Here is a 20,950-nt window from a genome sequence, read left to right on the forward strand (position 1 = left end):
GCGGTCTATCAGCGAGCAATGTACTGACTGGTCCACCGCTATCGCAGGCAAGCCAGCTCCCACATAAGACGACTATTTATTCTTTAATGGAATATCAGATTTAATTTATATTATTTTCAAGTCTTAAAAACCCGCTCTATCATCGCGCCGTAGGCGAAGACGCGCTACGCGCTTTAAGGCAGGATACGACTACCGCGTCACCTGCTTCGCTCAACATAAAAAACACAGGGGCTCTTCATGACTATTTCTGTATTGCGTCGCACATTGCTGGTTGGCACTTTAGGCCTGGCACTCGGGGCTGGCCTGATGGGCCAGGCGGTCGCAGGTGAGCAGTTGGACAGCATCAAAAAGGCAGGCGAGATCAAGATCGGCCTGGAAGGCACCTACCCACCGTTCAGCTTCGTCGACGAAAGCGGCAAGCTCAGCGGTTTCGAAGTGGAGCTGTCCGAAGCGCTGGCCAAGGAGCTGGGCGTGAAGGTCAAGCTGCAAGCCACGCCATGGGACGGCATCCTCGCCGCCCTGGAATCCAAGCGTCTGGACGCTGTGGTCAACCAAGTGACCATCTCTGAAGAGCGCAAGAAGAAGTACGACTTCTCCAAGCCCTACACCGTCTCCGGTATTCAGGCGCTGGTACTGACCAAGAATGCCGGCACCATCAAGACCGCCGACGACCTGGCCGGCAAGAAAGTCGGCGTGGGCCTGGGCACCAACTACGAGCAATGGCTCAAGGACAATCAACCTAAAGCCATCATCAAGACCTACAACGACGACCCGACCAAGTTCCAGGACCTGCGCATCGGCCGTATCGACGCCATCCTGATCGATCGTCTGGCCGCGCTGGAATACGCCAAGAAAGCCAAGGACACCTCGGTGGCCGGTGATGCCTTCTCCCGTCAGGAAGCAGGTATCGCTCTGCGCAAAGGCGAGCCGGAACTGCTCGACGCAGTGAACAAGGCCCTCGACAAACTGCGCGCCGACGGCACCTTGAAGAAGCTGTCCGAGAAGTACTTCAACGCTGACGTCACTCAATAATGGAAGCAGGTTTCCAACTCGCGCTGGACTCCGCGCCCTTTCTGCTCAAGGGCGCGTACTACACGGTGATCCTCAGCCTCGGCGGGATGTTCTTCGGTTTGCTGCTGGGCTTCGGCCTGGCCTTGATGCGCCTGTCGCGCTTCAAGTCGGTGAGCTGGCTCGCCCGAGTCTACGTGTCGTTCTTTCGCGGCACGCCCTTGCTGGTGCAGCTGTTCCTGATCTACTACGGCTTGCCGCAAGTGGGCATCGAGCTGGATCCGATCCCGGCGGCCATGATCGGCTTTTCGCTGAACATGGCCGCCTACGCCTGTGAAATCCTGCGCGCCGCCATCGGTTCCATCGAGCGCGGCCAGTGGGAAGCCGCAGCCAGTATCGGCATGACCCGCGCGCAGACCCTGCGCCGGGCCATCCTGCCGCAGGCGATGCGCACGGCGCTGCCACCGCTGGGCAACAGCTTCATTTCGCTGGTCAAGGACACGGCGCTGGCCGCCACCATCCAGGTGCCCGAACTGTTCCGCCAGGCGCAACTGGTGTCGGCGCGGACCTTCGAAATCTTCACCATGTATCTCTCTGCTGCCCTGATCTACTGGATTTTGGCGAGCATCCTGGCGCATTTGCAAAATCGTCTGGAAGACCGGGTCAACCGGCATGACCTGGAGTCTTGAAGCATGATCGTGGTTGAAAAACTGACCAAACAATTCAAGGGTCAGGTGGTGCTCAACGGCATCGACCTTGAGGTCAAGGAGGGCGAAGTCATCGCCATCATCGGCCCCAGTGGTTCCGGCAAGACCACCTTCCTACGCTGCCTGAATTTCCTCGAACAACCCACCAGTGGCCGCATCAAGGTCGGTGACATCGAGATCGACAGCAGCAAGCCACTCAACCAGCAACAGGGCCTGGTACGACGCCTGCGTCAGCACGTGGGCTTCGTGTTCCAGAACTTCAACCTGTTCCCGCACCGCACCGCGCTGGAGAACGTCATCGAAGGCCCGACCGTGGTCAAGAAGGTACCCCGCGAAGCCGCTGTGGTCCTGGGCCGCAAGCTGCTGGCGCGGGTGGGCCTGGCGGGCAAGGAAGACGCCTACCCCCGGCGTCTTTCGGGCGGTCAGCAACAACGCGTGGCGATTGCCCGGGCGCTGGCCATGGAGCCGGAAGTGATTCTGTTCGACGAACCCACCTCCGCCCTCGACCCCGAGCTGGTGGGCGAAGTGCTGGCGGCCATTCGCAGCCTGGCCGAAGAAAACCGCACCATGGTCATCGTCACACACGAGATGAGCTTTGCGCGGGACGTGGCCAATCGGGTGATCTTCTTCGACAAGGGCGTGATCGTCGAACAAGGCGAAGCCAAGGCCCTGTTCGCCAACCCGCGGGAAGAGCGCACCAGACAGTTCCTGAGCAAATTCCTCGCCCACTGACACGCTCTTTGTAGGAGCAGGCTTGCCTGCGATGCAGACACCTCGGTGTATCAGTCACACCGCATGGATGCCATCGCAGGCAAGCCAGCTCCCACACAAACGCGTTCCTACAATGAGGCCTCATTCCAGACGGTAAAACACACCGTCCCAACCACCTGAATATCCCCGCACCGGTCAGACCCTTCTGAATCTCCCCAAACCCGCCGTTTAGCCCTTTGCCGCCATTGACGCTCCCTGCCTAACGCTCTTATCTAGCGTCCAGAGGATTGGATCCTATCCCGGCTACTCACTGAATCGTTCTGTTCGGTCCGCCGCGCATACCCGCGCCAAAGCCCGGAACGATGGCTGCTGGCTGCATCAAGGAGATGACTTATGACGCCCCCCCTGCTCACCGCCCCGACCCTGCCCCAGGCCATTGGCAATGGCATCAATGCACTGGCCGCCACCCACTTGCAGGTCGACATCGCGCCGTATCCCGGCATGGATGAAGGTGACCTGATCGAACTGTTCTGGAACAACTGCTTTGCCGCCGCTCGCCGGGTGACCGCTGGCAAGATCGGCACGCCCACCCATCTGCGAGTGCCCGAGAGTTTCGTACTCGATGGTCCCGCGCAGGTCCATTACCACGTCATGCAAGTCGGCCATGGCGCGGCCTGCTCAGCCGTGACCCGAGTACGGGTGAAGACCCACTGCCCTGGCGGCCAGCCTTCGCGCCTGTACCACGACGAAAACCAGAACCTCGCCCCCGTGGGCCTGCCCGAGGCCATCCGCCGCAACGGGGTCAATGCAAGCCAGGTAAGACGCGGCGTGCCTCTGACCATCGAGCCCTACCTGAATATGGCCAGCGGCGACGCCATCACCCTGCGCTGGGGTGATGCCCGCATGGACCTGCCGAAAATCGGGCCCCGGGAGGTGGGGGTGGCGATACAGGTCTGGGTGCCCTCCACGCTGATTATCGAAGGTGGCGACGACTGTCGGCTCGAAGTGACCTACTGCATCCTGGACCGCGTCGGCAACAATTCACGCTGGGCACCCGCACGCACGCTGCGCATTGCCGCCGCTGTGCCGCCTCCGGCGCACGGGATCGCATCGACCTATCAAGCGCGCCCCCTCGGTTCACCCTGCGAGCCGGGATGAGCGCCCTTCTATGCATATTCCTATAAGTTAGTTTATTTAAAAATTTAACACGCTTAGGGTATATGCACCGGACCACCGGACATCTCTGATTTTTGTTTTTATTTCATTGAATGCGAGGTCGGTATGGTCAGAATTACCCCGGTGCATAACGCCAGGGCATTACGTGCAGCCAAGGAGCGGCGCTGATGTCTAACTTGGCTCTAACACCCCCCCAGAGTGATCTGGATATTGCTCCTCTGCTGTTGCCGGCCACCGTGCTGCGCAACGATGCAGAGGCGCTGGACGCCGCCCGCGAGCTGGCCCGGGCCGCGCGCCTGCAAGCCGCCAGGCGTGACCAGCAACGCCAATTGCCGTGGGCGCACATCGAGCAGTTCACCCGCAGCGGCCTGGGCAGTATTTCCATCCCCCGCGAATACGGCGGACCGCAGGTATCGTTCGTGACCCTGGCCGAGGTGTTCGCGATTATCAGCGCGGCAGACCCGGCCCTCGGGCAGATCCCGCAGAACCATTTCGGCATCCTGCATCTGTTGCAGGGCGCCGCCACCGAGCGCCAGAAAAAGCAGCTGTTCCAGAGCGTCCTCGACGGCTGGCGCATTGGTAATGGCGGCCCGGAACGCGGCACCAAAAACACCCTGGAGCTCAAGGCGCGCATCACGGCCGCAGGCGATGGCTATGTGATCAGCGGCCAGAAGTTCTACTCCACCGGCGCGCTGTTCGCGCATTGGGTTGCAGTCAAAGCGCTGAACGATGACGGCAAGCAGGTCATGGCGTTCGTGCGCCGTGGCACTGAAGGGCTGCGCATCGTCGATGACTGGTCCGGCTTTGGCCAACGCACCACGGCCAGCGGCACCGTGCTGCTGAACGAGGTGCCGGTGGACGCCGAACTGGTGGTCGACAACTGGCGCCTCGGCGAAACCCCGACCATCCAGGGCGCGGTCTCGCAGCTGATCCAGGCCGCCATCGACGCGGGCATCGCCCGTGGCGCCCTCGACGACACCATCGCCTTCGTGCGCGAACGCTCGCGCCCGTGGATCGACGCCAACGTCGAGCGGGCCAGCGATGACCTGTATGTGATCGCCGACATCGGCAAGCTGAAGATCGAACTGCACGCCGCCGAAGCGCTGCTGCGCAAGGCCGGCCAAGTGCTCGACCAGGTCAACGCCGCACCGATCACCGCCCAGTCCGCCGCACGTGCATCCATCGCCGTGGCCGAGGCCAAGGTGCTGACCACCGAAGTGTCGCTGCTGGTCAGCGAAAAGCTCTTCGAACTGGCCGGCAGCCGCGCCACCCTTGCCGAATTCAACCTCGACCGTCACTGGCGCAACGCCCGGGTGCACACCCTGCACGACCCGGTGCGCTGGAAGTATCACGCCATCGGCGCCTATCGATTGAACGGCACTTTACCTGCTCGTCACTCCTGGATTTAACCGACCAGACAGCTGGAGAACATCATGACTTTCTCTAACCCCGTCGCGGTCATCACCAGCGACGAACAAGCCCTTATTGTCGCCAGCGACCTGGCCGAAGACTTTCGTCGCGACAGCGCCCAGCGCGACCGCGAGCGCCGCCTGCCGCTGCCCGAACTGGAGGTATTTTCGCGCTCCGGGCTGTGGGGCATCAGTGTGCCGAAGGCCTATGGCGGCGCTGGCGTTTCCAATGTCACCCTGGCCAAGGTGATCGCACTGATCGCCCAGGCAGATGCGTCGCTGGGGCAGATTCCTCAGAACCATTTCTATGCCCTGGAAGTGCTGCGCGTGAACGGCAGCCCCGCGCAGCAGAAACGCCTGTACGCCGAGGTATTGGCCGGCCAGCGCTTCGGTAACGCCCTGGCGGAACTGGGCACCAAAACGGCCCACGACCGCGTCACCTCAATCACCCGCGACGGTGACGGGTTCCGTATCCGTGGCCGCAAGTTCTATTCCACCGGCGCGATTTACGCCCAGCGCATTCCCACCTCGGTGGTGGATGAACAGGGCGTGCAGCAACTGGCCTTCGTCCCGCGTGACAGCGAAGGCTTGAGCGTGATCGACGACTGGAGCGGCTTCGGCCAGCGCACCACCGGCAGCGGTTCGGTGGTATTCGACAACGTGTGGGTCGCCGCCCAGGACGTAATTCCGTTTCAAACGGCGTTCGAGCGCCCGACCACCGTCGGCCCTTTGGCGCAGATCCTTCACGCCGCCATCGACACGGGCATCGCCCGCGCGGCGTTCGAGGATGCGCTGCACTTCGTGCGTACCAAGACCCGCCCGTGGATCGACGCCGGCAGCGACAAGGCCACCGAAGACCCGCTGACCCTGAAGAGCTTCGGCCACCTGAGCATTCGCCTGCATGCCGCCGAGGCACTGCTGGAGCGCTCCGGCGAGGTCCTCGACCGCGCCCAGGCCGACAGCAATGCCGACACGGTAGCGGCAGCCTCCATCGCGGTCGCTGAAGTCCGCGCCTTGAGCACCGAAATTTCCCTGGCCGCCGGCAGCACCCTGTTCGAACTGGCCGGCAGCCAGGCAACCCTGGCCGAGCACGGCCTGGACCGCCACTGGCGCAACGCCCGGGTGCACACCCTGCACGACCCGGTGCGCTGGAAATATCACGCGGTGGGCAATTACTACCTCAACGATGCAAACCCGCCACTGCGGGGGACGATCTGATGAGCAAAAAGAAGATCCTGCTCAATGCCTTCAACATGAACTGCATCGGGCATATCAACCACGGCCTGTGGACGCATCCGCGGGATACCTCGACCCAGTACAAAACCCTCGAGTACTGGACCGAGCTCGCCAAGACCCTGGAGCGCGGGCTGTTCGACGGGCTGTTTATCGCCGATATCGTTGGCGTGTACGACGTCTACCAGAACTCCATCGACGTGCCGCTCCAAGAGTCGATCCAATTGCCGGTGAATGACCCGTTGCTGCTGGTCTCGGCCATGGCGGCGGTGACTGAACACCTCGGTTTCGGCCTCACCGCCAACCTCACTTACGAGCCGCCCTATCTATTCGCCCGGCGCATGTCCACGCTGGATCACCTCAGCCGTGGCCGGGTGGGCTGGAACATCGTCACCGGCTACCTCGACAGCGCCGCCAAGGCCATGGGCCTCACCGAGCAGGTCGAGCATGACCGCCGTTACGACCAGGCCGACGAGTACCTGGAGGTGCTCTACAAACTCTGGGAAGGCAGCTGGGAAGACGGCGCCGTGCTCAACGATCCGCAGGCGCGGGTGTATGCCCGGCCGGGCAAGGTGCACAAGGTCGAGCACCATGGCGAGTTCTATCAGGTCGAGGGTTATCACTTGTGCGAACCCTCGCCGCAACGCACGCCGGTGCTGTTCCAGGCCGGCAGTTCGGATCGCGGCTTGCTGTTCGCCGGGCGCCACGCCGAGTGCGTATTCATCAGCGGGCAGAACAAGGCCGCGACCAAGGTGCAGGTGGACAAGGTGCGCGCCAGCGCCGTGGCCGCCGGGCGCAACCCGGATGACATCAAGGTGTTCATGGGCCTCAACGTGATCGTCGGCGTCACCGAGGAACTGGCCTGGGCCAAACACGCCGAATACCTGAGCTACGCCAGCCCGGAAGCCGGCGTGGCGCACTTTTCGGCGTCCACCGCCATCGATTTTGCCCAGTACGAACTGGACGAACCGATCCAGTACGTGAAGAGCAACGCGATCCAGTCGGCCACCAGGAACCTGCAGAACAACGACTGGACCCGACGCAAATTGCTGGAGCAGCACGCGTTGGGGGGTCGCTATATCACCCTGGTCGGCTCACCCGAACAGGTGGCGGATGAGTTGGAGTCCTGGATCAGCGAGACCGGGCTGGATGGCTTCAACCTGACGCGCATCGTCACGCCGGAAAGCTACGTGGACTTCATCGACCTGGTGGTGCCGGAGTTGCAGCGCCGTGGTTCCTACAAAACCGCGTATGAGAGCGGGACGCTGCGTGAAAAGGTTTTCCACAACAGCGCGCGTCTGCCCGAACAACACACCGGATCCACCTACCGCCACAGTTGACCGCATTGTTCTTACCAACACCTTATGACTGGAAAAACATGATGAAAACGACCTTACTCACCCACCCAGTCAAAGCACTGGCCCTGGCCTTCGGCCTGTTCAGCTCGGCCGTATTCGCCGCCGATGCACCGTTGAAGATCGGCACCACCGCCGCCTTCGCCATTCCGTTGGAAGCCGCCGTGACCGAGGCTGGCAAACAAGGCCTGAACGTCGAGCTGGTGGAATTCACCGACTGGATCGCGCCCAACGTCAGCCTGGCCGCCGGCGATATCGACGTGAACTACTTCCAGCACATCCCCTTCCTGGAAAACGCCAAGGCCGCCGCCGGTTTTGACCTGGTGCCGTTCGCACCGGGCATCATCAACAACGTCGGCCTGTATTCGAAGAAATACAAAAGCATCAACGACCTGCCCGAGGGCGCCAGCGTGGCGATTGCCAACGACCCGATCAACAGCGGGCGCGGCCTGCAATTGCTGGCCAAGGCCGGGCTGATCACCCTCAAGCCGGGCGTGGGCTACAAGGCCACCGAAGACGACATCGTCAGCAACCCGAAGAAGATCAAGATCCTGCAAGTCGAGGCCGTCCAACTGGTGCGTGCCTATGACGATGCCGACCTGGTGCAGGGCTACCCGGCGTACATCCGTTTGTCGAAGACCTTCGATGCCGAGTCGGCGCTGCTGTTCGACGGCCTGGATCACCCGGAATACGTGATCCAGTTCGTGATACAGCCCAAAAGCAAAACCGACCCGCGCGTGATCAAGTTCGTCGATATCTACCAGCATTCGCCGGTGGTACGCGCTGCCTTGGACAAGTCCCTCGGCAAGCTCTACCAAGTCGGCTGGGAAGCCAAAAAATGACCGCCGCCAACGCCCGACTGCGCGACCTGGGCGTACTGCCAAGGGACGCCGAACAGACCGAACTGCACCCGGACCTGAACCGTGCCCATGTGCGCTTTATCAACCTGGGCAAAACCTACGACGGCAACGTGCATGCGCTGCAAGGTATCGACCTGGCGATCCAGCGCGGCGAGGTGTTCGGCATCATCGGCCGCAGCGGCGCCGGCAAGTCGTCACTGATCCGCACCATCAACCGACTGGAGCAACCCAGCAGTGGCCGGGTGCTGATCGATCAAGTGGACATCGGCGACTTCGACGAAGACCGCTTGGTGGAACTGCGTCGACGCATCGGCATGATCTTTCAACACTTCAACCTGATGTCGGCCAAAACGGTGTGGCAGAACGTCGAGCTGCCGCTGAAAGTCGCCGGCGTGCCCAAACCGCAGCGCGAGCAGAAAGTGCGTGAGTTGCTGGAGCTGGTGGGCCTCAAAGACAAACACAAGTCTTATCCGGCGCAGCTCTCCGGTGGGCAGAAACAGCGTGTGGGCATCGCCCGCGCGCTGGTGCACGACCCCGAGATTCTGCTGTGCGACGAGGCCACCTCGGCGCTCGACCCGGAGACCACCCAGTCGATCCTCAGCCTGCTGCGCGAAATCAACCAGCGCCTGGGCCTGACCATCGTGCTGATCACCCATGAAATGGCGGTGATTCGTGAAATCTGCGATCGCGTAGTGGTGCTGGAACACGGGCGCATCGTCGAGCAGGGCCCGGTATGGCAAGTATTCGGCAACCCACGGCACGCGGTCAGCAAAACCCTGTTGGCTCCGCTGCAACACGGGCTGCCGCCGGAGTTGCAAAACCGTTTGCAGGTCAGCGCGCCGTCTTCCGACGCAGCGGTGGTACTGCGCTTGCAGTTCACCGGCAGCGACACCGACGAGCCTGACCTGGCCGCACTGTTCAGCGCCCTCGGCGGACGCGTGCGTTTGCTGCAAGGCGGCGTGGAACGCATCCAGGGGCATGCGCTGGGGCAACTGCTGCTGGCGGTCAGTGGCTCGCCCCACGGCACCGAAGAATTGCGCAACCACGCCGCGAACTGGGCGCAACAGGTGGAGGTGCTGGGTTATGTGGGCTGATCGTTTACTGCAAGGCGCCATCGACACCTTGTTGATGGTCGGCGTGTCGTCGCTGATCGCGTTGCTGGCGGGAATCCCGCTGGCGGTGTTCCTGGTGACCAGCGACAAGGGCGGCATTTACCAGGCACCCGCGCTGAACCGCGTGCTGGGGGCCTTCGTCAACCTGTTCCGCTCGATTCCGTTCCTGATCCTGATGGTGGCGCTGATCCCGTTCACGCGGCTGATCGTCGGCACCACCTATGGCGTGTGGGCCGCCGTGGTCCCGCTGACCATCGCCGCCACGCCGTTTTTTGCGCGGATTGCCGAAGTCAGCCTGCGCGAGGTCGACCATGGCCTGATCGAAGCCGCTCAGGCCATGGGTTGCCGGCGCTGGCACATCATCTGGCACGTGCTGTTGCCGGAAGCGCTGCCGGGGATTGTCGGCGGGTTCACCATCACGCTGGTCACGATGATCAACTCGTCGGCCATGGCGGGAGCGATTGGCGCGGGTGGCCTGGGTGACATTGCCTATCGCTATGGCTATCAGCGCTTCGATACGCAGATCATGCTCACGGTGATCGTGCTGCTGGTGGTGCTAGTGGCGGTGATCCAGTTGGGCGGTGACCGGTTGGCACGGGTGCTCGACAAGCGCTGATCGTGGGAACGATCAGTTGGGGTATAGTCGCGGCATCTCAGCGCCCGGTATCAGTTGCCATGCCCCTCCAACCCGACGACCTCGACCAGATCACCTCCACCACCCTCGGCCACTACAACAAGGTGGCCGAGGACTTTCGCGAAGGCACCCGCGACCACGATGTGAGCCAGAACATCGACGCACTGCTGCGGCATATCCAGGGCAGCGCGCCGTTTACCGTGCTGGATTTCGGCTGCGGACCAGGGCGGGACTTGCAGACCTTCACGCGCATGGGGCACATCGCCGTGGGGCTCGATGGCTCGGAGCGGTTTGCGCAGATGGCGCGGGAAGACAGTGGCTGCGAGGTGTTGCAACAAGACTTCCTGAAGCTGGACCTGCCCGCCGAGCGCTTCGACGGGATCTTCGCCAATGCCGTGTTGTTTCATATTCCCAAGCAGGAATTGCCCCGCGTGCTCAAGCAGTTGCACGGGGCATTGAAGCCTGGGGGCGTGCTGTTCAGTTCCAATCCACGGGGTGAGAACCAGGAAGGCTGGAATGGACCGCGCTACGGCTCGTATCACGACTTGACGGCGTGGCAGGCGTTGCTCGCCGATGCCGGATTTGAAGAGCTGGAGCACTACTACCGCCCCGCTGGGCTGCCTCGTGACCAGCAGCCTTGGCTGGCCAGCGTCTGGCGCAAGTCTTAGGCTTTCGGCGCCTGGTCTGGCCTTATCGCAGGCAAGCCAGCTCCCACAGGAGATTGCATTTCACATGTGGGAGCTGGCTTGCCAGCTCCCACAGGTTTAACCGCGTTTTTCCTGTTGATCCTGCTTCGGTTCGCGGATCTTGTACCAGGCCACATACAGCGCCGGCAGGAACAGCAGGGTCAGTAGCGTGGCGATGATGATCCCGCCAATCATCGCGTACGCCATCGGCCCCCAGAACACTTCGCGGGCGATGGGGATCATGCCCAGGCTCGCTGCGGCGGCGGTGAGCAGGATCGGTCGGCGCCGGTGCTCGGTGGCTTCCACCACCGCGTCCCACGGCGTGTAGCCGGCCACTTCATATTCGTGAATCTGCGTCACCAGGATCACCGAGTTGCGGATGATGATGCCGATCAGCGCCAAAATCCCCAGAATCGCCACGAAGCCCATGGGCGTGCCCGTGGGGATCAGCGCCAGCACCACGCCGATCAGCCCCAGCGGAGCGACGCTGGCCACCAGGAACATCTTCTGCACGCTGTGCAGCTGGATCATCAGGAAGGTCGCCATCAGAAACAGCATCAACGGCACCACACTGGCAATCGGGCCCTGAGCCTTGCCGCTTTCTTCCACGGTGCCGCCGGTGGCGACCTTGTAGCCCACCGGCAAGTTGGCGCTGAATTTATCGATCTCGGGCTTGAGCTGTTTCACCAGGTCCGTCGGTTGCATCTCGTCACGCACCGAGGCCTTGATGGTGATGGTCGGTTTGCGGTCGCGACGCCAGACCAGCGGCTGCTCCAGTTCATAGCGTACGGTGGCGAAGGCCAGCAGCGGGATCGACGTGCCGTTGGGTGTGACGATCTGCAAATTCTGCAGGGTTTCCGGCGTGCCGCGCTCGGCGTCTTCGGCGCGCCCGACCACGTTGATCAGGTAGATGTCATCGTGCACCTGGGTCACCGAAGCGCCACTGACCACACTGTTCATCAATTGCGCCACGTCTTCCGACGACAGCCCCAGTTGCCGCGCCTTGTCCTGGGCGATATCCACGCGCAGCACTTTGCCGGGCTCGTTCCAGTCGTAGATGATTTCGCCCAGGTGGGTATTGTTATCCAGCAGGGTAGCCAGCTCGATAGCGTGCTTGCGCACCTGGTCGGTGTCTTTGCCCGATACGCGATATTGGATCGGCCTGCCCACCGGCGGGCCCATTTCCAGTGGCTGCACAAAGCTGCCGATACCCACGAAGTCATCACGCAGGCGTTTTTGCAGGCGCGCGATCAGCTCGCCGCGCTCTTCCAGGCCCTTGCTCACGATGACCAACTGCGCGTAGTAGGGGTTTTCCAGTTGCTGGTCGAGGGGCAGGTAGAACCGGATCGCGCCCTGACCGATATAGGTGCTCCAGCGCACGATGTCCGGATCGTCCTTGATGATCGCTTCCAGGCGATCGACCGCCTTGCGGGTTTCGTTGATCGAGGCGTTCTGCGGCAGGTTCAGGTCCACGAGGATCTCGGGCCGGTCCGAGGAGGGAAAGAACTGGTTCTGCACGAACTGCATGGAAAACACCGACGCCACGAACAGCCCCACGGTGATACCAATCGCCCACCAGCGGTTGCGCATGGCCCACAGCATGCTGCGATTGAATCCGCGGCCAATGCGCCCGGGCTCCGCGTTGTGAGCCTTCACGTTGGCGCTGAGGATGTGCACGCCGATCACCGGCGCAAACAGCACCGCCACGACCCACGACACCAACATGGCCACGGCAATCACCGCGAACAGGGTGAAGGTGTATTCGCCCGCCGAACTGGCGTTGAGACCGATGGGCACGAAGCCGGCCACGGTCACCAGCGTACCGGTGAGCATCGGGAAGGCTGTAGAGGTGTAGGCGTAGGTGGCGGCCTGTTCCTTGGTTTCGCCTTTTTCCAGGCGCGTGATCATCATCTCCACGGTGATCATCGCGTCGTCCACCAACAGGCCGAGGGCGATGATCAGCGCGCCCAACGACACCCGCTGCATGGTGATGCCGCTGTACTCCATGAACACGAACACCAGCGCCAACACCAATGGAATCGAGCAGGCCACCACCAGGCCTGCGCGCATGCCCAGGCTGATGAAGCTCACCACCAGCACGATGATCACCGCTTCGAACAGCGCGCTGGTGAAGCCGCCGACGGCCTCTTCCACCACTTCCGCCTGGTCGGATACCTTGTGCACGCCCACCCCCACCGGCAGGTCGGCGGTCAGTTCGTCCATGCGCTCGTGCAGGGCCTTGCCGAACGACTGGATATTGCCGCCTTTCTGCATGGCGATGGCCAGGCCGATTGCGGGCTTGCCGTTGAAGCGGAACAGCGGCCGCGCCGGGTCGACGTAGCCACGGCTGATCTCGGCGATGTCCGCCAGGCGATAGAAACGGTCGTTGAGCCGCAGGTTGACGTTGGCCAGGTCCTTCTCCGAGGCGAACTGCCCGGAGGTGCGCACCGAAATCCGCTCGGGCCCGGCCTCGATCACTCCGGCAGGGGTCACGGCGTTCTGCGATTGCAGGCTTTGCACCACCTGGCGCTGATCGATACCCAGGGCAGCGAGTTTGCGCGTGGAGAAGTTCAGGTAAATCACTTCGTCCTGCTGGCCGATCATCTCGACCTTGCCCAAACCCGGTACCGAGCGGATTTCAGCGCGCACCTGCTCCACATAGTCGCGCAACTGGCGCATCGACAGGCCGTCGCCGGTAAAGGCGTACACCGAACCGAACACGTCTCCGAATTCATCGTTGAACGACGGCCCCTGCAGCCCCTGGGGGAAGGTGCCGCGAATGTCGTCGATCTTCTTGCGCACCTGGTACCAGATTTCGGGAATCGCCTTGGCGCTGGTGGTGTCCTTGAGGAACACGAACACCGTCGATTCGCCGGGCCGGGTGTAGCTTTTCACATAGTCGAGGGCATCCAGCTCTTCGAGTTTTTTCTCGATGCGGTCGGTGACCTGCTTCAGCGTTTCTTCCTGGGTCGCGCCGGGCCAGCGGGTCTGGATCACCATGGTCTTGATGGTGAACGAGGGGTCCTCCTCGCGGCCCAGGTTCATGTAGGAGAACACGCCCATCAGCAGTGCGACGAACATCAGGTACCAGACGAAGGACTGATGCTTGAGGGCCCAGTCGGATAAGTTGAAGCTCCCTTTCATCGCGGGCTGTCCTCGTCGATTTTGACTTTTTGCCCGGGTTTCAGGCTGTTCACCCCGGCGGTCACCACACGCTCGCCAGGTTTGACGCCACCGTTGAGCAACGCCGTGTCGGCATCCCGGCTGATCACTGTGATGTCACGCGGTTGCACGGTCTGGCTCTGGGTATCGAGCAGCCAGATGCGGGTTTTGCCGTCAACGTCCTGCAAGGCGCTCAGGGGCAGTTCGATGCGCGGCGCAATCGCGGTGCTCAGGCTTACGCTGATGGCCGTGCCCAGGCGAAACGCCGGCGGCGTCTCGGTGAGGGTCAACCGTGCACGACGGGTGCGCGTGGCGCTTTGGGCCTGGGGTTCGATCTCGCGCACGATGGCGGTGGTGTTGACGCTCGGGTCCAATTGCCCGGCGACGAGAAACACCACGTCATGGGGCAGGCGCTCGGCCAGGCCGGCGGGCAGGTCGATCACCGCTTCCTTGATGTCCGGGCGCGCCAGCGTCACCACTTGCTGGCCGGCGCTGACCACCTGGCCGGCCTCGGCGTTCCAGGCGGTGACAATGCCGCCGTGGTCGGTGCGCAGTTCGGCGTAGTTGAGCTGGTCCTTGGCCTGGTTGACCGAGGCCTGGGCCTGGTCGAGGGACGCCTGGGTGGTTTTCAGGTCGGTCTGGGCGATATCCAACTGGGCCTGGGCGCCAACGCCACGGTTGAACAGCTCTTGCTGGCGGCGGGCATTGGCTTGGGCGTTGATGAATTGCGCCTGTACGCGAGCCAGGTCGCCCTGGGCCGCGCGCAACTGATTCTGCTGATCGGTGGGGTCGAGCACGGCCAGCAAGGCGCCCTGCTGCACTTCAGCACCCACGTCCACCGCGCGGCGGGCGATACGGCCAGGCACGCGAAAACCCAGGTTGCTCTCGTAGCGGGCCTGGATGGTACCGGCGAAACGGCCGAGGTTTTCCTGGTCTTCGGCTTTGACTTCCATGGACAGCACCGGGCGTATGGGCTCGGGCGGCGCTTCTTCCTTGGAGCAGGCCGCCAGCAGCAGGCCGGCGGCGAGCAGCAGCGTCAGGCGCTTCATGGCTGGGCTCCTGACTGGGCGATTTCGACGAGCATGCCGGGGTGCAGCAATTGCCCGCCGGCCACCACGACCTTTTCACCGCCCTTGAGGCCTTCACCGATGATGACTTTGCCGGTGAGGTAACGGGCCACGGTGACCTTGTGCAACTGCGCCTTGCCGTCGGCATCGACCAGCCACACGGCGGGCTCGTCGAGGTCCTTGGTCAGCGCCGCCCATGGCAGCTCGATGCTGGGCTTGCCCGGGCCATTGGCAGTGGCGCTGACCACCGAGCCCAGTTCCATGCCCTTGGGCAGCGCGTCCAGGGCGATCTTGACTTGCACGGTGCTGGTATTGGCCGCGACGGCGGGGGTGACTTCCCGCACTTTGCCCTGGGCCTTGATGTTCGGGTTATCCAACAGGCTGACGGTGATCGCGGCCTGCGGCGGCGGCTCCACCAGCAGTGATTCATAGACGTTGAACACCGCATCCCGCTCGCCATCCCGGGCCAGGCTGAAGATCGGCAGGGTGGCCTGCACCACCTGGCCGACTTCGGCCTGGCGCGCGGTGATCACGCCAGGCGCTTCGGCAACCAGCGCGGTGTAGCCCAGTTGTTCGCGAGCGTTGGCCAGTTGCGCCTGGGCGGCGGTCAAGGCGCTCTGGCTGCTGCGCAGCGCGGCCTGGGCCGAATCGTATTCGCTGCGGCTGGTGTAACCCTTGGGCAGGAGTTTTTCCTGACGCACGAAGGCCGCCGCCGTCTGCTTGACCCGCGCCTGCTCGGCCACGACCTGGGCCTGGGCGGAGTCGACATTGGTCTGCAGGTCCTTGGGATCGAGCTTGGCCAGCACTTGCCGGGCGCTGACGCGATCACCGACGTCGACCATGCGCTGGATGATCTTGCCGCCGACGCGGAACGACAGGTCGGTCTGGACGCGGGCCTGGATATCGCCGGTCAGCGTCACCGCCGCGGCAAAGTCCGTCGGCTGCACGGTCTGCACGAACACCCGAGAGTGGGCCTTGGGTTCGGCCTTCTCCTGACCGCATCCGCCGACCAGCGCCAACAGGCCAAATCCGAAAATGAAAGTGGAAATACGACCGCCCATGCAGGCTCCTTGTGCGTGATTCCTTATACCCGGTGTGTATGCGACTTTGAGCTTAGTTCAGGGTTCCACAGGTGCATGCTTTCCATCTATAACGCTGCACTGCGGTTATGATCCTTGTGCAGGCCGTCAGGGCCTCGCGCGGGACAAGCCCGCTCACAACAGGTGCGTGACTGATGTTGAAAACCCTCGCGGTGGCCAATTACCGTTCGATCAACAAATTGGTGGTACCTCTGGGCCGGTTGAACCTGATCACCGGCCCCAACGGCAGCGGCAAATCCAACCTGTACCGCGCGCTGCGCCTGCTGGCGGAAACCGCCCAGGGCGGCGTGATCAATGCGCTGGCGCGCGAAGGCGGGTTGGATTCGACCTTCTGGGCCGGGCCGGAGAGCATCAGTCGACGCATGCGCAACGGCGAGGTGCCGATCGAGTCCACTGTGCGCCGAGGCGTAAAGCGCCTGCGCCTGGGTTTTGCCGGGGACGATTTCAGCTATGCCATTTCCCTGGGGCTACCGGAGAAAACCCTGTCGTTTTTCTCTCTGGACCCGGAAGTGAAAAAAGAATGCATCTGGGCCGGCCACACTTACCGCCCGGCCAGCCTGCTGGTGCAGCGCTCCGGGCCGATGGTGCGCGCCCGCGACGGTCGCAACTGGGATGTACTGGCCCAGCACACGCCCAACTACCACAGCCTGTTCGATCAGGTCGGCAGCCTGCGCGGCTCGCCAGAGGTGCTGATGCTGCGCGAAAGCATTCGCGGCTGGCGCTTTTACGATCACTTTCGCAGCGATGTAGACGCACCCGTGCGCCAACCGCAGCTGGGCACACGCACGCCGGTGTTGCATCACGATGGGCGCGACCTGGCGGCGGCGTTGCAGACCATTCGTGAAATCGGCGATCCCGAGGCGTTGCAACGGGCGGTGAGCGATGCCTTCCCCGGTGCGCGCCTGAACATCCAGCCGTTGCAGGGCGGGCGCTTCGCAATCGAGTTCTTCCAGGAAGGTTTGCTGAGGCCCTTGTCGGCAGCGGAGCTGTCGGACGGCACCTTGCGTTACCTGCTGCTGATCGCAGCGCTGCTGACGCCACGGCCACCGACCATGATGGTGCTGAACGAACCTGAGACCAGCCTGCATCCGGACCTGTTGCCGGCATTGGCGCGCTTGATCATCCAGGCCTCCATGCAGTGTCAGGTGTGGGTGGTGTCCCACGCCAGCCGCTTGATTGCGGCGTTGCAGCAGGATGAGGAGTGCAATTCGATCGTGCTGGAGAAGGTGCTGGGGGAAACCCAGGTGGTGGGGCAAGGGATACTGGATGCACCGGCGTGGCATTGGCCGGAGTAGAGCGGACGCGGAGCGTCCCGGGCTACATTCCCACGCGGAGCGTGGGAACGATCAAATTAGCTGATCAACCTTGCCACTTGCCGCCTTCGACAATCACGCTCTCAGGCTTGGTGTCATCGCTCAGCTCTTTGCGCACGTATTGGTCATACAGCTTGAGCAGGAACTTCTCTTCACCCAGCTTGGCCAATTCGGCGTTCACCCAGTCACGCAGTTCGGTGTTGCCCTTCTTCACCGCCGGCGCAATCGGCGCTTCGTCGCCGAGTTTTTCATCCAGCACACGGTAGCCCGGGTTCTGCTTGGCCCAGCTGAACAGCACCAGGTTGTCCTGGGCGTAGGCATCGCCACGGCCTGCCGACAGCGCTTGCAGCGACTCGGAGTTTTTCTCGAACTTGAGCAGCTTCCAGTCCGGGTGGTTCTTGGTCAGCCAGATGTCAGCCGTGGTGCCAGTGGTAACGATGGTGGTGCGGGTGGCCAGGTCATCCAGGCTTTTGACTGCGCTGTCCTTGGGCACCAATGCCTGTACCGCGACTTTCAGGTTGGGGTTGGTAAAGTCCACCGCTTCCTTGCGCTCCGGCGTCACGGTCATGTTGGCGAGGATCAGGTCGACCTTGTCGCTTTGCAGGAACGGAATGCGGCTGGCCGGCTCGACCGCGACGAACTCGACTTTGTTTTCATCGCCCAGCAGGTCCTTGGCGAATTGGCGGCCGATGTCGGTATCGAAGCCCACGTAGCGACCCGCTTCGTTCACGAAGCCAAACGGCGGCTTGTCGGTGAACACGCCGACGATCAGCTTGTCGCGCGCCTTGATCTTGTCGAGATAGCTCGCTGCGGCAGCGGCAGGCTTGGCAGGCTCTTCGGCCTTTTTATCGCAGCCGGCCAGCAAGGCGACGGCAAACAGTGGCAGCAGTAATTTTTTCATATCGGTTCCAGTTCCTTGGGTGTCTTGGGCAGTGTTGAAACAAAGGAGAACTTCTCCAGGAACTGCTGCGCGCGTGCGGTTTGCGGGTTCGTAAAGAATGCCTCGGGGGTGTTTTGCTCGAGGATGTGACCGGCCTCCATGAACACCACGCGGTCGGCGACGGCGCGGGCAAAGGCCATTTCGTGAGTGACGATCAGCAGGGTCATGCCATCGCGGGCCAGGCCCTGGATCACTTCCAGCACCTCCTTGACCATTTCCGGATCAAGGGCGGCGGTGACTTCGTCGAAGAGCATGACCTGGGGGTTCATGCACAACGAGCGCACGATGGCGATGCGTTGCTGCTGGCCGCCAGAGAGCTGGCGCGGGAAGGCATCGCGCTTGTCGGCCAGGCCCACCCGCGCCAGCAGTTTTTCGGCCTGGGCACGGGCCTCGCCAGGGTCACGTTTTTGCACTTTCAGCGGGCCGAGCAGGATGTTGTCGAGCACGCTCATGTGCGGAAACAGGTGGTAGCTCTGGAACACCATGCCGATGTCCTGGCGCACCTGGCGCCAGTCGGTTTTTTTATCCAGCAGCTCATTGCCGGCAAACCGCAGGCTGCCGCTGTGGGCCACTTCCAAACCGTTGAGGCAACGCAGCAAGGTGCTTTTGCCGCAACCGCTGGGGCCGAGGATCACCAGCACTTCGCCGCTGTGCACCCGCAGGTCGATGCCCTTGAGCACCTGATGTTCGCCAAAAAACTTGTTGAAACCCTGGAACTCGATCAATGCGCTCATGCTTGGGCCCAGCGCCGTTCCAGCACCTTGGAGGCGGCCGACAACGGGTAGCAGATAAAGAAGAAAAACAGGAACAGCACGCCGTAGATCAACACCGACTCATAGGTGCGCTCGATGATTTGCTGGCCGACCTTGATCACGTCCACCACGCCGATCAGCACCGCCAGCGAGCTGGTCTTGATGATGCGCGTGTAGACGTTGATGGTCGGCGGCGTCATGCGCTTGAGAGCCTGGGGTAGCAGCACGTAACCGTAGAGCTGCGGATCGGACAGCCCAATCGACAACCCCGCCTCGCGCTGGCCACGGGGCAGCGAGTGCAAGGCGCCGCGCACCACTTCGCCCACTTCACTGGAACCCCACAACGACAACACCAGCACGGCGCACCAGAAGCTCGGGATGCTCAAACCGAAGAAAATCGGCAGGCCGAAGAACAGCAGGTACAGCCACACCAGCACCGGGATCGCGCGGAACAGCTCCAGGTACACCCGCAACACGGCATTGATCAACCGGTTGTTCAACGTACGCAGTACGCCATACAACACGCCGCCGACCGTGCTGAAAGCGATGCTCAGGAAGGAAATCGACAGGGTTTGCGCAGCGCCCTTGCCCAATTGCGGCAACGACACCCACAACAACTCAAGACCCGAACTGGCCATGCTGGAGCCTCCTTTCCAGGCGGCTGAGCAGCAGCGACAACGGCAGGAACAGCAGCACGCAAATCAGCGTCAGTACGGCGAGCATTTCGTAGGTCTTGTAGTAGAGCGCGATGTAGCTCTTGGTGGTGTAGAGAATTTCCGGCACCGCCACGGCGGAGACCACGGTGGTCTCCTTGAGCAGGAAGATGAAGTTGGCGAACAACGCCGGCAGGCTGAGGATGCCGGCCTGGGGCAGGATCACGTGGCGCAGCAATTGCCAATCCGACAGGCCGATGGACTTGCCCGACTCGATCTGCGCCAGCGGCACCGCCTCCACACCGGCGCGCAGCACTTCGGTGAGGTAGGCGCCTCCGAGGAACGTCATGGTGATGATCGCCGCCCAGAACCCGGAGATATTGAAACCCAGGGCCGGCAGCGCGAAGTACACGAAGAACAGTTGGATCAGCAGCGGTGTGTTGCGCGCCAACTCCACATACAGCGCCACCAGGCGCGACAGGTACGGTGTGCGAAACACCAGTAATGCAGCATTGAGCAAGGCCACCAACAGTGAGGTGGCGATGGCGATCAGGCCCACTTGCAGCGTCACCCCCACGGCGCTGAGAAACGCCGGCAAGGTGCTGAGGATAAAAGCGAAATCGAAGGTCATTGACAGTCCATGACGCCGCAGGGGTAATGCAGCGAGCGCAATCCGGGCCGACGTGGATAACGTCGGGTAGCGCGAACTTTAAAGGTATAAAAAATAAAATTTAAATACCGAAATAGCATATTGATATCACCCAAAAAGATAACCGCCGGATTCGCGGGTCGGGTCGGTGACGGCTATGGTTGAGGGGTCTGGAATTCGAGGGATTGAACGATGAACGAAGGAAAAGCGATGGACCCGCAGGAACTGGTGAAGTGGTTGATGGCGTTGCGCAGGGCGATCAATAGCCGTTGAGCCATGATCGTTCCCACGCTCCGCGTGGGAATGCAGCCGGGGGCGCTCTGCGTCCCAAAGCGTGACGCGGAGCGTCACAAGAGGCATTCCCACGCAGAGCGTGGGAACGAGAATAAAAAACGCCGATGCCAAACAAGCCATCGGCGTTGA

The 20,950-nt window shown here is 62.4% G+C and carries 20 protein-coding genes; 12 read left to right on the forward strand and 8 right to left on the reverse strand.

Translation table 11 applies throughout. The annotated features are described in order from the left end of the window. Positions 1-237 precede the first annotated feature (237 nt). The 11 genes from tcyJ to ACW9IN_RS14395 all read left to right on the forward strand — a co-directional run bounded on the left by tcyJ (position 238) and on the right by ACW9IN_RS14395 (position 10,873). Positions 238-1,032, forward strand: coding sequence for a cystine ABC transporter substrate-binding protein (gene tcyJ / locus ACW9IN_RS14345; protein WP_457366499.1), 795 nt, complete (start codon positions 238-240; stop codon positions 1,030-1,032). Further along, a complete protein-coding gene (gene tcyL / locus ACW9IN_RS14350; RefSeq protein WP_457366500.1) occupies positions 1,032-1,697 on the forward strand; it encodes a cystine ABC transporter permease in 666 nt (221 codons plus the stop codon). The genes tcyJ and tcyL overlap by 1 nt, the downstream gene beginning before the upstream one ends. A gap of 3 nt (positions 1,698-1,700) precedes the next feature. After that, positions 1,701-2,447 (forward strand): L-cystine ABC transporter ATP-binding protein TcyN, encoded by a 747-nt coding sequence (gene tcyN / locus ACW9IN_RS14355; RefSeq protein ID WP_457366501.1) that lies wholly within the window; start codon positions 1,701-1,703, stop codon positions 2,445-2,447. A 372-nt stretch (positions 2,448-2,819) separates the two neighbouring features. Then, complete coding sequence (locus tag ACW9IN_RS14360; protein WP_457366502.1) at positions 2,820-3,584, forward strand: hypothetical protein; 765 nt, start codon at positions 2,820-2,822, stop codon at positions 3,582-3,584. A gap of 185 nt (positions 3,585-3,769) precedes the next feature. Then, on the forward strand, positions 3,770-5,011 hold the full coding sequence (locus tag ACW9IN_RS14365; protein ID WP_457366503.1) for an SfnB family sulfur acquisition oxidoreductase: 1,242 nt from the start codon (positions 3,770-3,772) through the stop codon (positions 5,009-5,011). Between the two features lie 24 nt (positions 5,012-5,035). Further along, the gene (locus tag ACW9IN_RS14370) at positions 5,036-6,229 is read left to right on the forward strand and encodes an SfnB family sulfur acquisition oxidoreductase (protein WP_457366504.1); all 1,194 of its coding nucleotides are present in this window, start codon (positions 5,036-5,038) and stop codon (positions 6,227-6,229) included. Then, the gene (locus ACW9IN_RS14375) at positions 6,229-7,584 is read left to right on the forward strand and encodes an LLM class flavin-dependent oxidoreductase (protein WP_457366505.1); all 1,356 of its coding nucleotides are present in this window, start codon (positions 6,229-6,231) and stop codon (positions 7,582-7,584) included. The genes ACW9IN_RS14370 and ACW9IN_RS14375 overlap by 1 nt, the downstream gene beginning before the upstream one ends. 41 nt (positions 7,585-7,625) lie before the next feature. Further along, positions 7,626-8,441: a MetQ/NlpA family ABC transporter substrate-binding protein gene (locus tag ACW9IN_RS14380; protein ID WP_457366506.1), complete on the forward strand. Its 816-nt coding sequence runs from the start codon at positions 7,626-7,628 to the stop codon at positions 8,439-8,441. Further along, positions 8,438-9,553, forward strand: a complete 1,116-nt coding sequence (locus tag ACW9IN_RS14385; RefSeq protein ID WP_457366507.1) for a methionine ABC transporter ATP-binding protein — start codon at positions 8,438-8,440, stop codon at positions 9,551-9,553. The genes ACW9IN_RS14380 and ACW9IN_RS14385 overlap by 4 nt, the downstream gene beginning before the upstream one ends. Beyond that, positions 9,543-10,187 carry a methionine ABC transporter permease gene (locus ACW9IN_RS14390; protein WP_457366508.1) on the forward strand — a complete coding sequence of 215 codons (645 nt, stop codon included), beginning with the start codon at positions 9,543-9,545 and terminating at the stop codon, positions 10,185-10,187. Before ACW9IN_RS14385 ends, ACW9IN_RS14390 begins: the two co-directional genes overlap by 11 nt. A gap of 59 nt (positions 10,188-10,246) precedes the next feature. Further along, a complete protein-coding gene (locus ACW9IN_RS14395; RefSeq protein WP_457366509.1) occupies positions 10,247-10,873 on the forward strand; it encodes a class I SAM-dependent methyltransferase in 627 nt (208 codons plus the stop codon). Positions 10,874-10,969: 96 nt separating this feature from the next. On the opposite strand, the gene ACW9IN_RS14400 is transcribed toward ACW9IN_RS14395, so the two are convergent. The 3 genes from ACW9IN_RS14400 to ACW9IN_RS14410 are packed head-to-tail and all read right to left on the reverse strand — an operon-like array spanning position 10,970 to position 16,181. Continuing rightward, positions 10,970-14,035, reverse strand: a complete 3,066-nt coding sequence (locus ACW9IN_RS14400; protein WP_457366510.1) for an efflux RND transporter permease subunit — start codon at positions 14,033-14,035, stop codon at positions 10,970-10,972. After that, a complete protein-coding gene (locus ACW9IN_RS14405; protein WP_457366511.1) occupies positions 14,032-15,102 on the reverse strand; it encodes an efflux RND transporter periplasmic adaptor subunit in 1,071 nt (356 codons plus the stop codon). The genes ACW9IN_RS14400 and ACW9IN_RS14405 overlap by 4 nt, the downstream gene beginning before the upstream one ends. Then, positions 15,099-16,181, reverse strand: a complete 1,083-nt coding sequence (locus ACW9IN_RS14410; RefSeq protein ID WP_457366512.1) for an efflux RND transporter periplasmic adaptor subunit — start codon at positions 16,179-16,181, stop codon at positions 15,099-15,101. Before ACW9IN_RS14410 ends, ACW9IN_RS14405 begins: the two co-directional genes overlap by 4 nt. A gap of 173 nt (positions 16,182-16,354) precedes the next feature. On the opposite strand from ACW9IN_RS14410, the gene ACW9IN_RS14415 reads away from it, so the two are divergent. Next, positions 16,355-17,515, forward strand: a complete 1,161-nt coding sequence (locus ACW9IN_RS14415; protein ID WP_457366513.1) for an AAA family ATPase — start codon at positions 16,355-16,357, stop codon at positions 17,513-17,515. A 64-nt stretch (positions 17,516-17,579) separates the two neighbouring features. Here ACW9IN_RS14415 and ACW9IN_RS14420 read toward each other — a convergent pair whose 3' ends face one another. From ACW9IN_RS14420 to ACW9IN_RS14440, 5 genes are all read right to left on the reverse strand, one after another. Further along, entirely contained in the window at positions 17,580-18,434 is an 855-nt protein-coding gene (locus ACW9IN_RS14420) for a transporter substrate-binding domain-containing protein (protein ID WP_457366514.1), read from the reverse strand. Continuing rightward, entirely contained in the window at positions 18,431-19,207 is a 777-nt protein-coding gene (locus ACW9IN_RS14425; protein ID WP_457366515.1) for an amino acid ABC transporter ATP-binding protein, read from the reverse strand. Before ACW9IN_RS14425 ends, ACW9IN_RS14420 begins: the two co-directional genes overlap by 4 nt. Next, the gene (locus ACW9IN_RS14430; protein ID WP_457366516.1) at positions 19,204-19,863 is read right to left on the reverse strand and encodes an amino acid ABC transporter permease; all 660 of its coding nucleotides are present in this window, start codon (positions 19,861-19,863) and stop codon (positions 19,204-19,206) included. The genes ACW9IN_RS14425 and ACW9IN_RS14430 overlap by 4 nt, the downstream gene beginning before the upstream one ends. Continuing rightward, complete coding sequence (locus ACW9IN_RS14435; protein WP_457366517.1) at positions 19,844-20,509, reverse strand: amino acid ABC transporter permease; 666 nt, start codon at positions 20,507-20,509, stop codon at positions 19,844-19,846. The genes ACW9IN_RS14430 and ACW9IN_RS14435 overlap by 20 nt, the downstream gene beginning before the upstream one ends. Before the next feature lie 173 nt (positions 20,510-20,682). Continuing rightward, positions 20,683-20,805, reverse strand: coding sequence for a hypothetical protein (locus ACW9IN_RS14440; protein ID WP_457366518.1), 123 nt, complete (start codon positions 20,803-20,805; stop codon positions 20,683-20,685). Positions 20,806-20,950 lie beyond the last annotated feature (145 nt).

Source organism: Pseudomonas sp. SDO5271_S396, from assembly GCF_054071795.1.

What these genes read in the sequence shown, in the direction of transcription:
- tcyJ (WP_457366499.1), top strand. Translation starts at nt 238, where the DNA reads ATGACTATTTCTGTATTGCGTCGCACATTGCTGGTTGGCACTTTAGGC.
- tcyL (WP_457366500.1), top strand. Translation starts at nt 1,032, where the DNA reads ATGGAAGCAGGTTTCCAACTCGCGCTGGACTCCGCGCCCTTTCTGCTC.
- tcyN (WP_457366501.1), top strand. Translation starts at nt 1,701, where the DNA reads ATGATCGTGGTTGAAAAACTGACCAAACAATTCAAGGGTCAGGTGGTG.
- ACW9IN_RS14360 (WP_457366502.1), top strand. Translation starts at nt 2,820, where the DNA reads ATGACGCCCCCCCTGCTCACCGCCCCGACCCTGCCCCAGGCCATTGGC.
- ACW9IN_RS14365 (WP_457366503.1), top strand. Translation starts at nt 3,770, where the DNA reads ATGTCTAACTTGGCTCTAACACCCCCCCAGAGTGATCTGGATATTGCT.
- ACW9IN_RS14370 (WP_457366504.1), top strand. Translation starts at nt 5,036, where the DNA reads ATGACTTTCTCTAACCCCGTCGCGGTCATCACCAGCGACGAACAAGCC.
- ACW9IN_RS14375 (WP_457366505.1), top strand. Translation starts at nt 6,229, where the DNA reads ATGAGCAAAAAGAAGATCCTGCTCAATGCCTTCAACATGAACTGCATC.
- ACW9IN_RS14380 (WP_457366506.1), top strand. Translation starts at nt 7,626, where the DNA reads ATGAAAACGACCTTACTCACCCACCCAGTCAAAGCACTGGCCCTGGCC.
- ACW9IN_RS14385 (WP_457366507.1), top strand. Translation starts at nt 8,438, where the DNA reads ATGACCGCCGCCAACGCCCGACTGCGCGACCTGGGCGTACTGCCAAGG.
- ACW9IN_RS14390 (WP_457366508.1), top strand. Translation starts at nt 9,543, where the DNA reads ATGTGGGCTGATCGTTTACTGCAAGGCGCCATCGACACCTTGTTGATG.
- ACW9IN_RS14395 (WP_457366509.1), top strand. Translation starts at nt 10,247, where the DNA reads ATGCCCCTCCAACCCGACGACCTCGACCAGATCACCTCCACCACCCTC.
- ACW9IN_RS14400 (WP_457366510.1), bottom strand. Translation starts at nt 14,035, where the DNA reads ATGAAAGGGAGCTTCAACTTATCCGACTGGGCCCTCAAGCATCAGTCC.
- ACW9IN_RS14405 (WP_457366511.1), bottom strand. Translation starts at nt 15,102, where the DNA reads ATGAAGCGCCTGACGCTGCTGCTCGCCGCCGGCCTGCTGCTGGCGGCC.
- ACW9IN_RS14410 (WP_457366512.1), bottom strand. Translation starts at nt 16,181, where the DNA reads ATGGGCGGTCGTATTTCCACTTTCATTTTCGGATTTGGCCTGTTGGCG.
- ACW9IN_RS14415 (WP_457366513.1), top strand. Translation starts at nt 16,355, where the DNA reads ATGTTGAAAACCCTCGCGGTGGCCAATTACCGTTCGATCAACAAATTG.
- ACW9IN_RS14420 (WP_457366514.1), bottom strand. Translation starts at nt 18,434, where the DNA reads ATGAAAAAATTACTGCTGCCACTGTTTGCCGTCGCCTTGCTGGCCGGC.
- ACW9IN_RS14425 (WP_457366515.1), bottom strand. Translation starts at nt 19,207, where the DNA reads ATGAGCGCATTGATCGAGTTCCAGGGTTTCAACAAGTTTTTTGGCGAA.
- ACW9IN_RS14430 (WP_457366516.1), bottom strand. Translation starts at nt 19,863, where the DNA reads ATGGCCAGTTCGGGTCTTGAGTTGTTGTGGGTGTCGTTGCCGCAATTG.
- ACW9IN_RS14435 (WP_457366517.1), bottom strand. Translation starts at nt 20,509, where the DNA reads ATGACCTTCGATTTCGCTTTTATCCTCAGCACCTTGCCGGCGTTTCTC.
- ACW9IN_RS14440 (WP_457366518.1), bottom strand. Translation starts at nt 20,805, where the DNA reads ATGGCTCAACGGCTATTGATCGCCCTGCGCAACGCCATCAACCACTTC.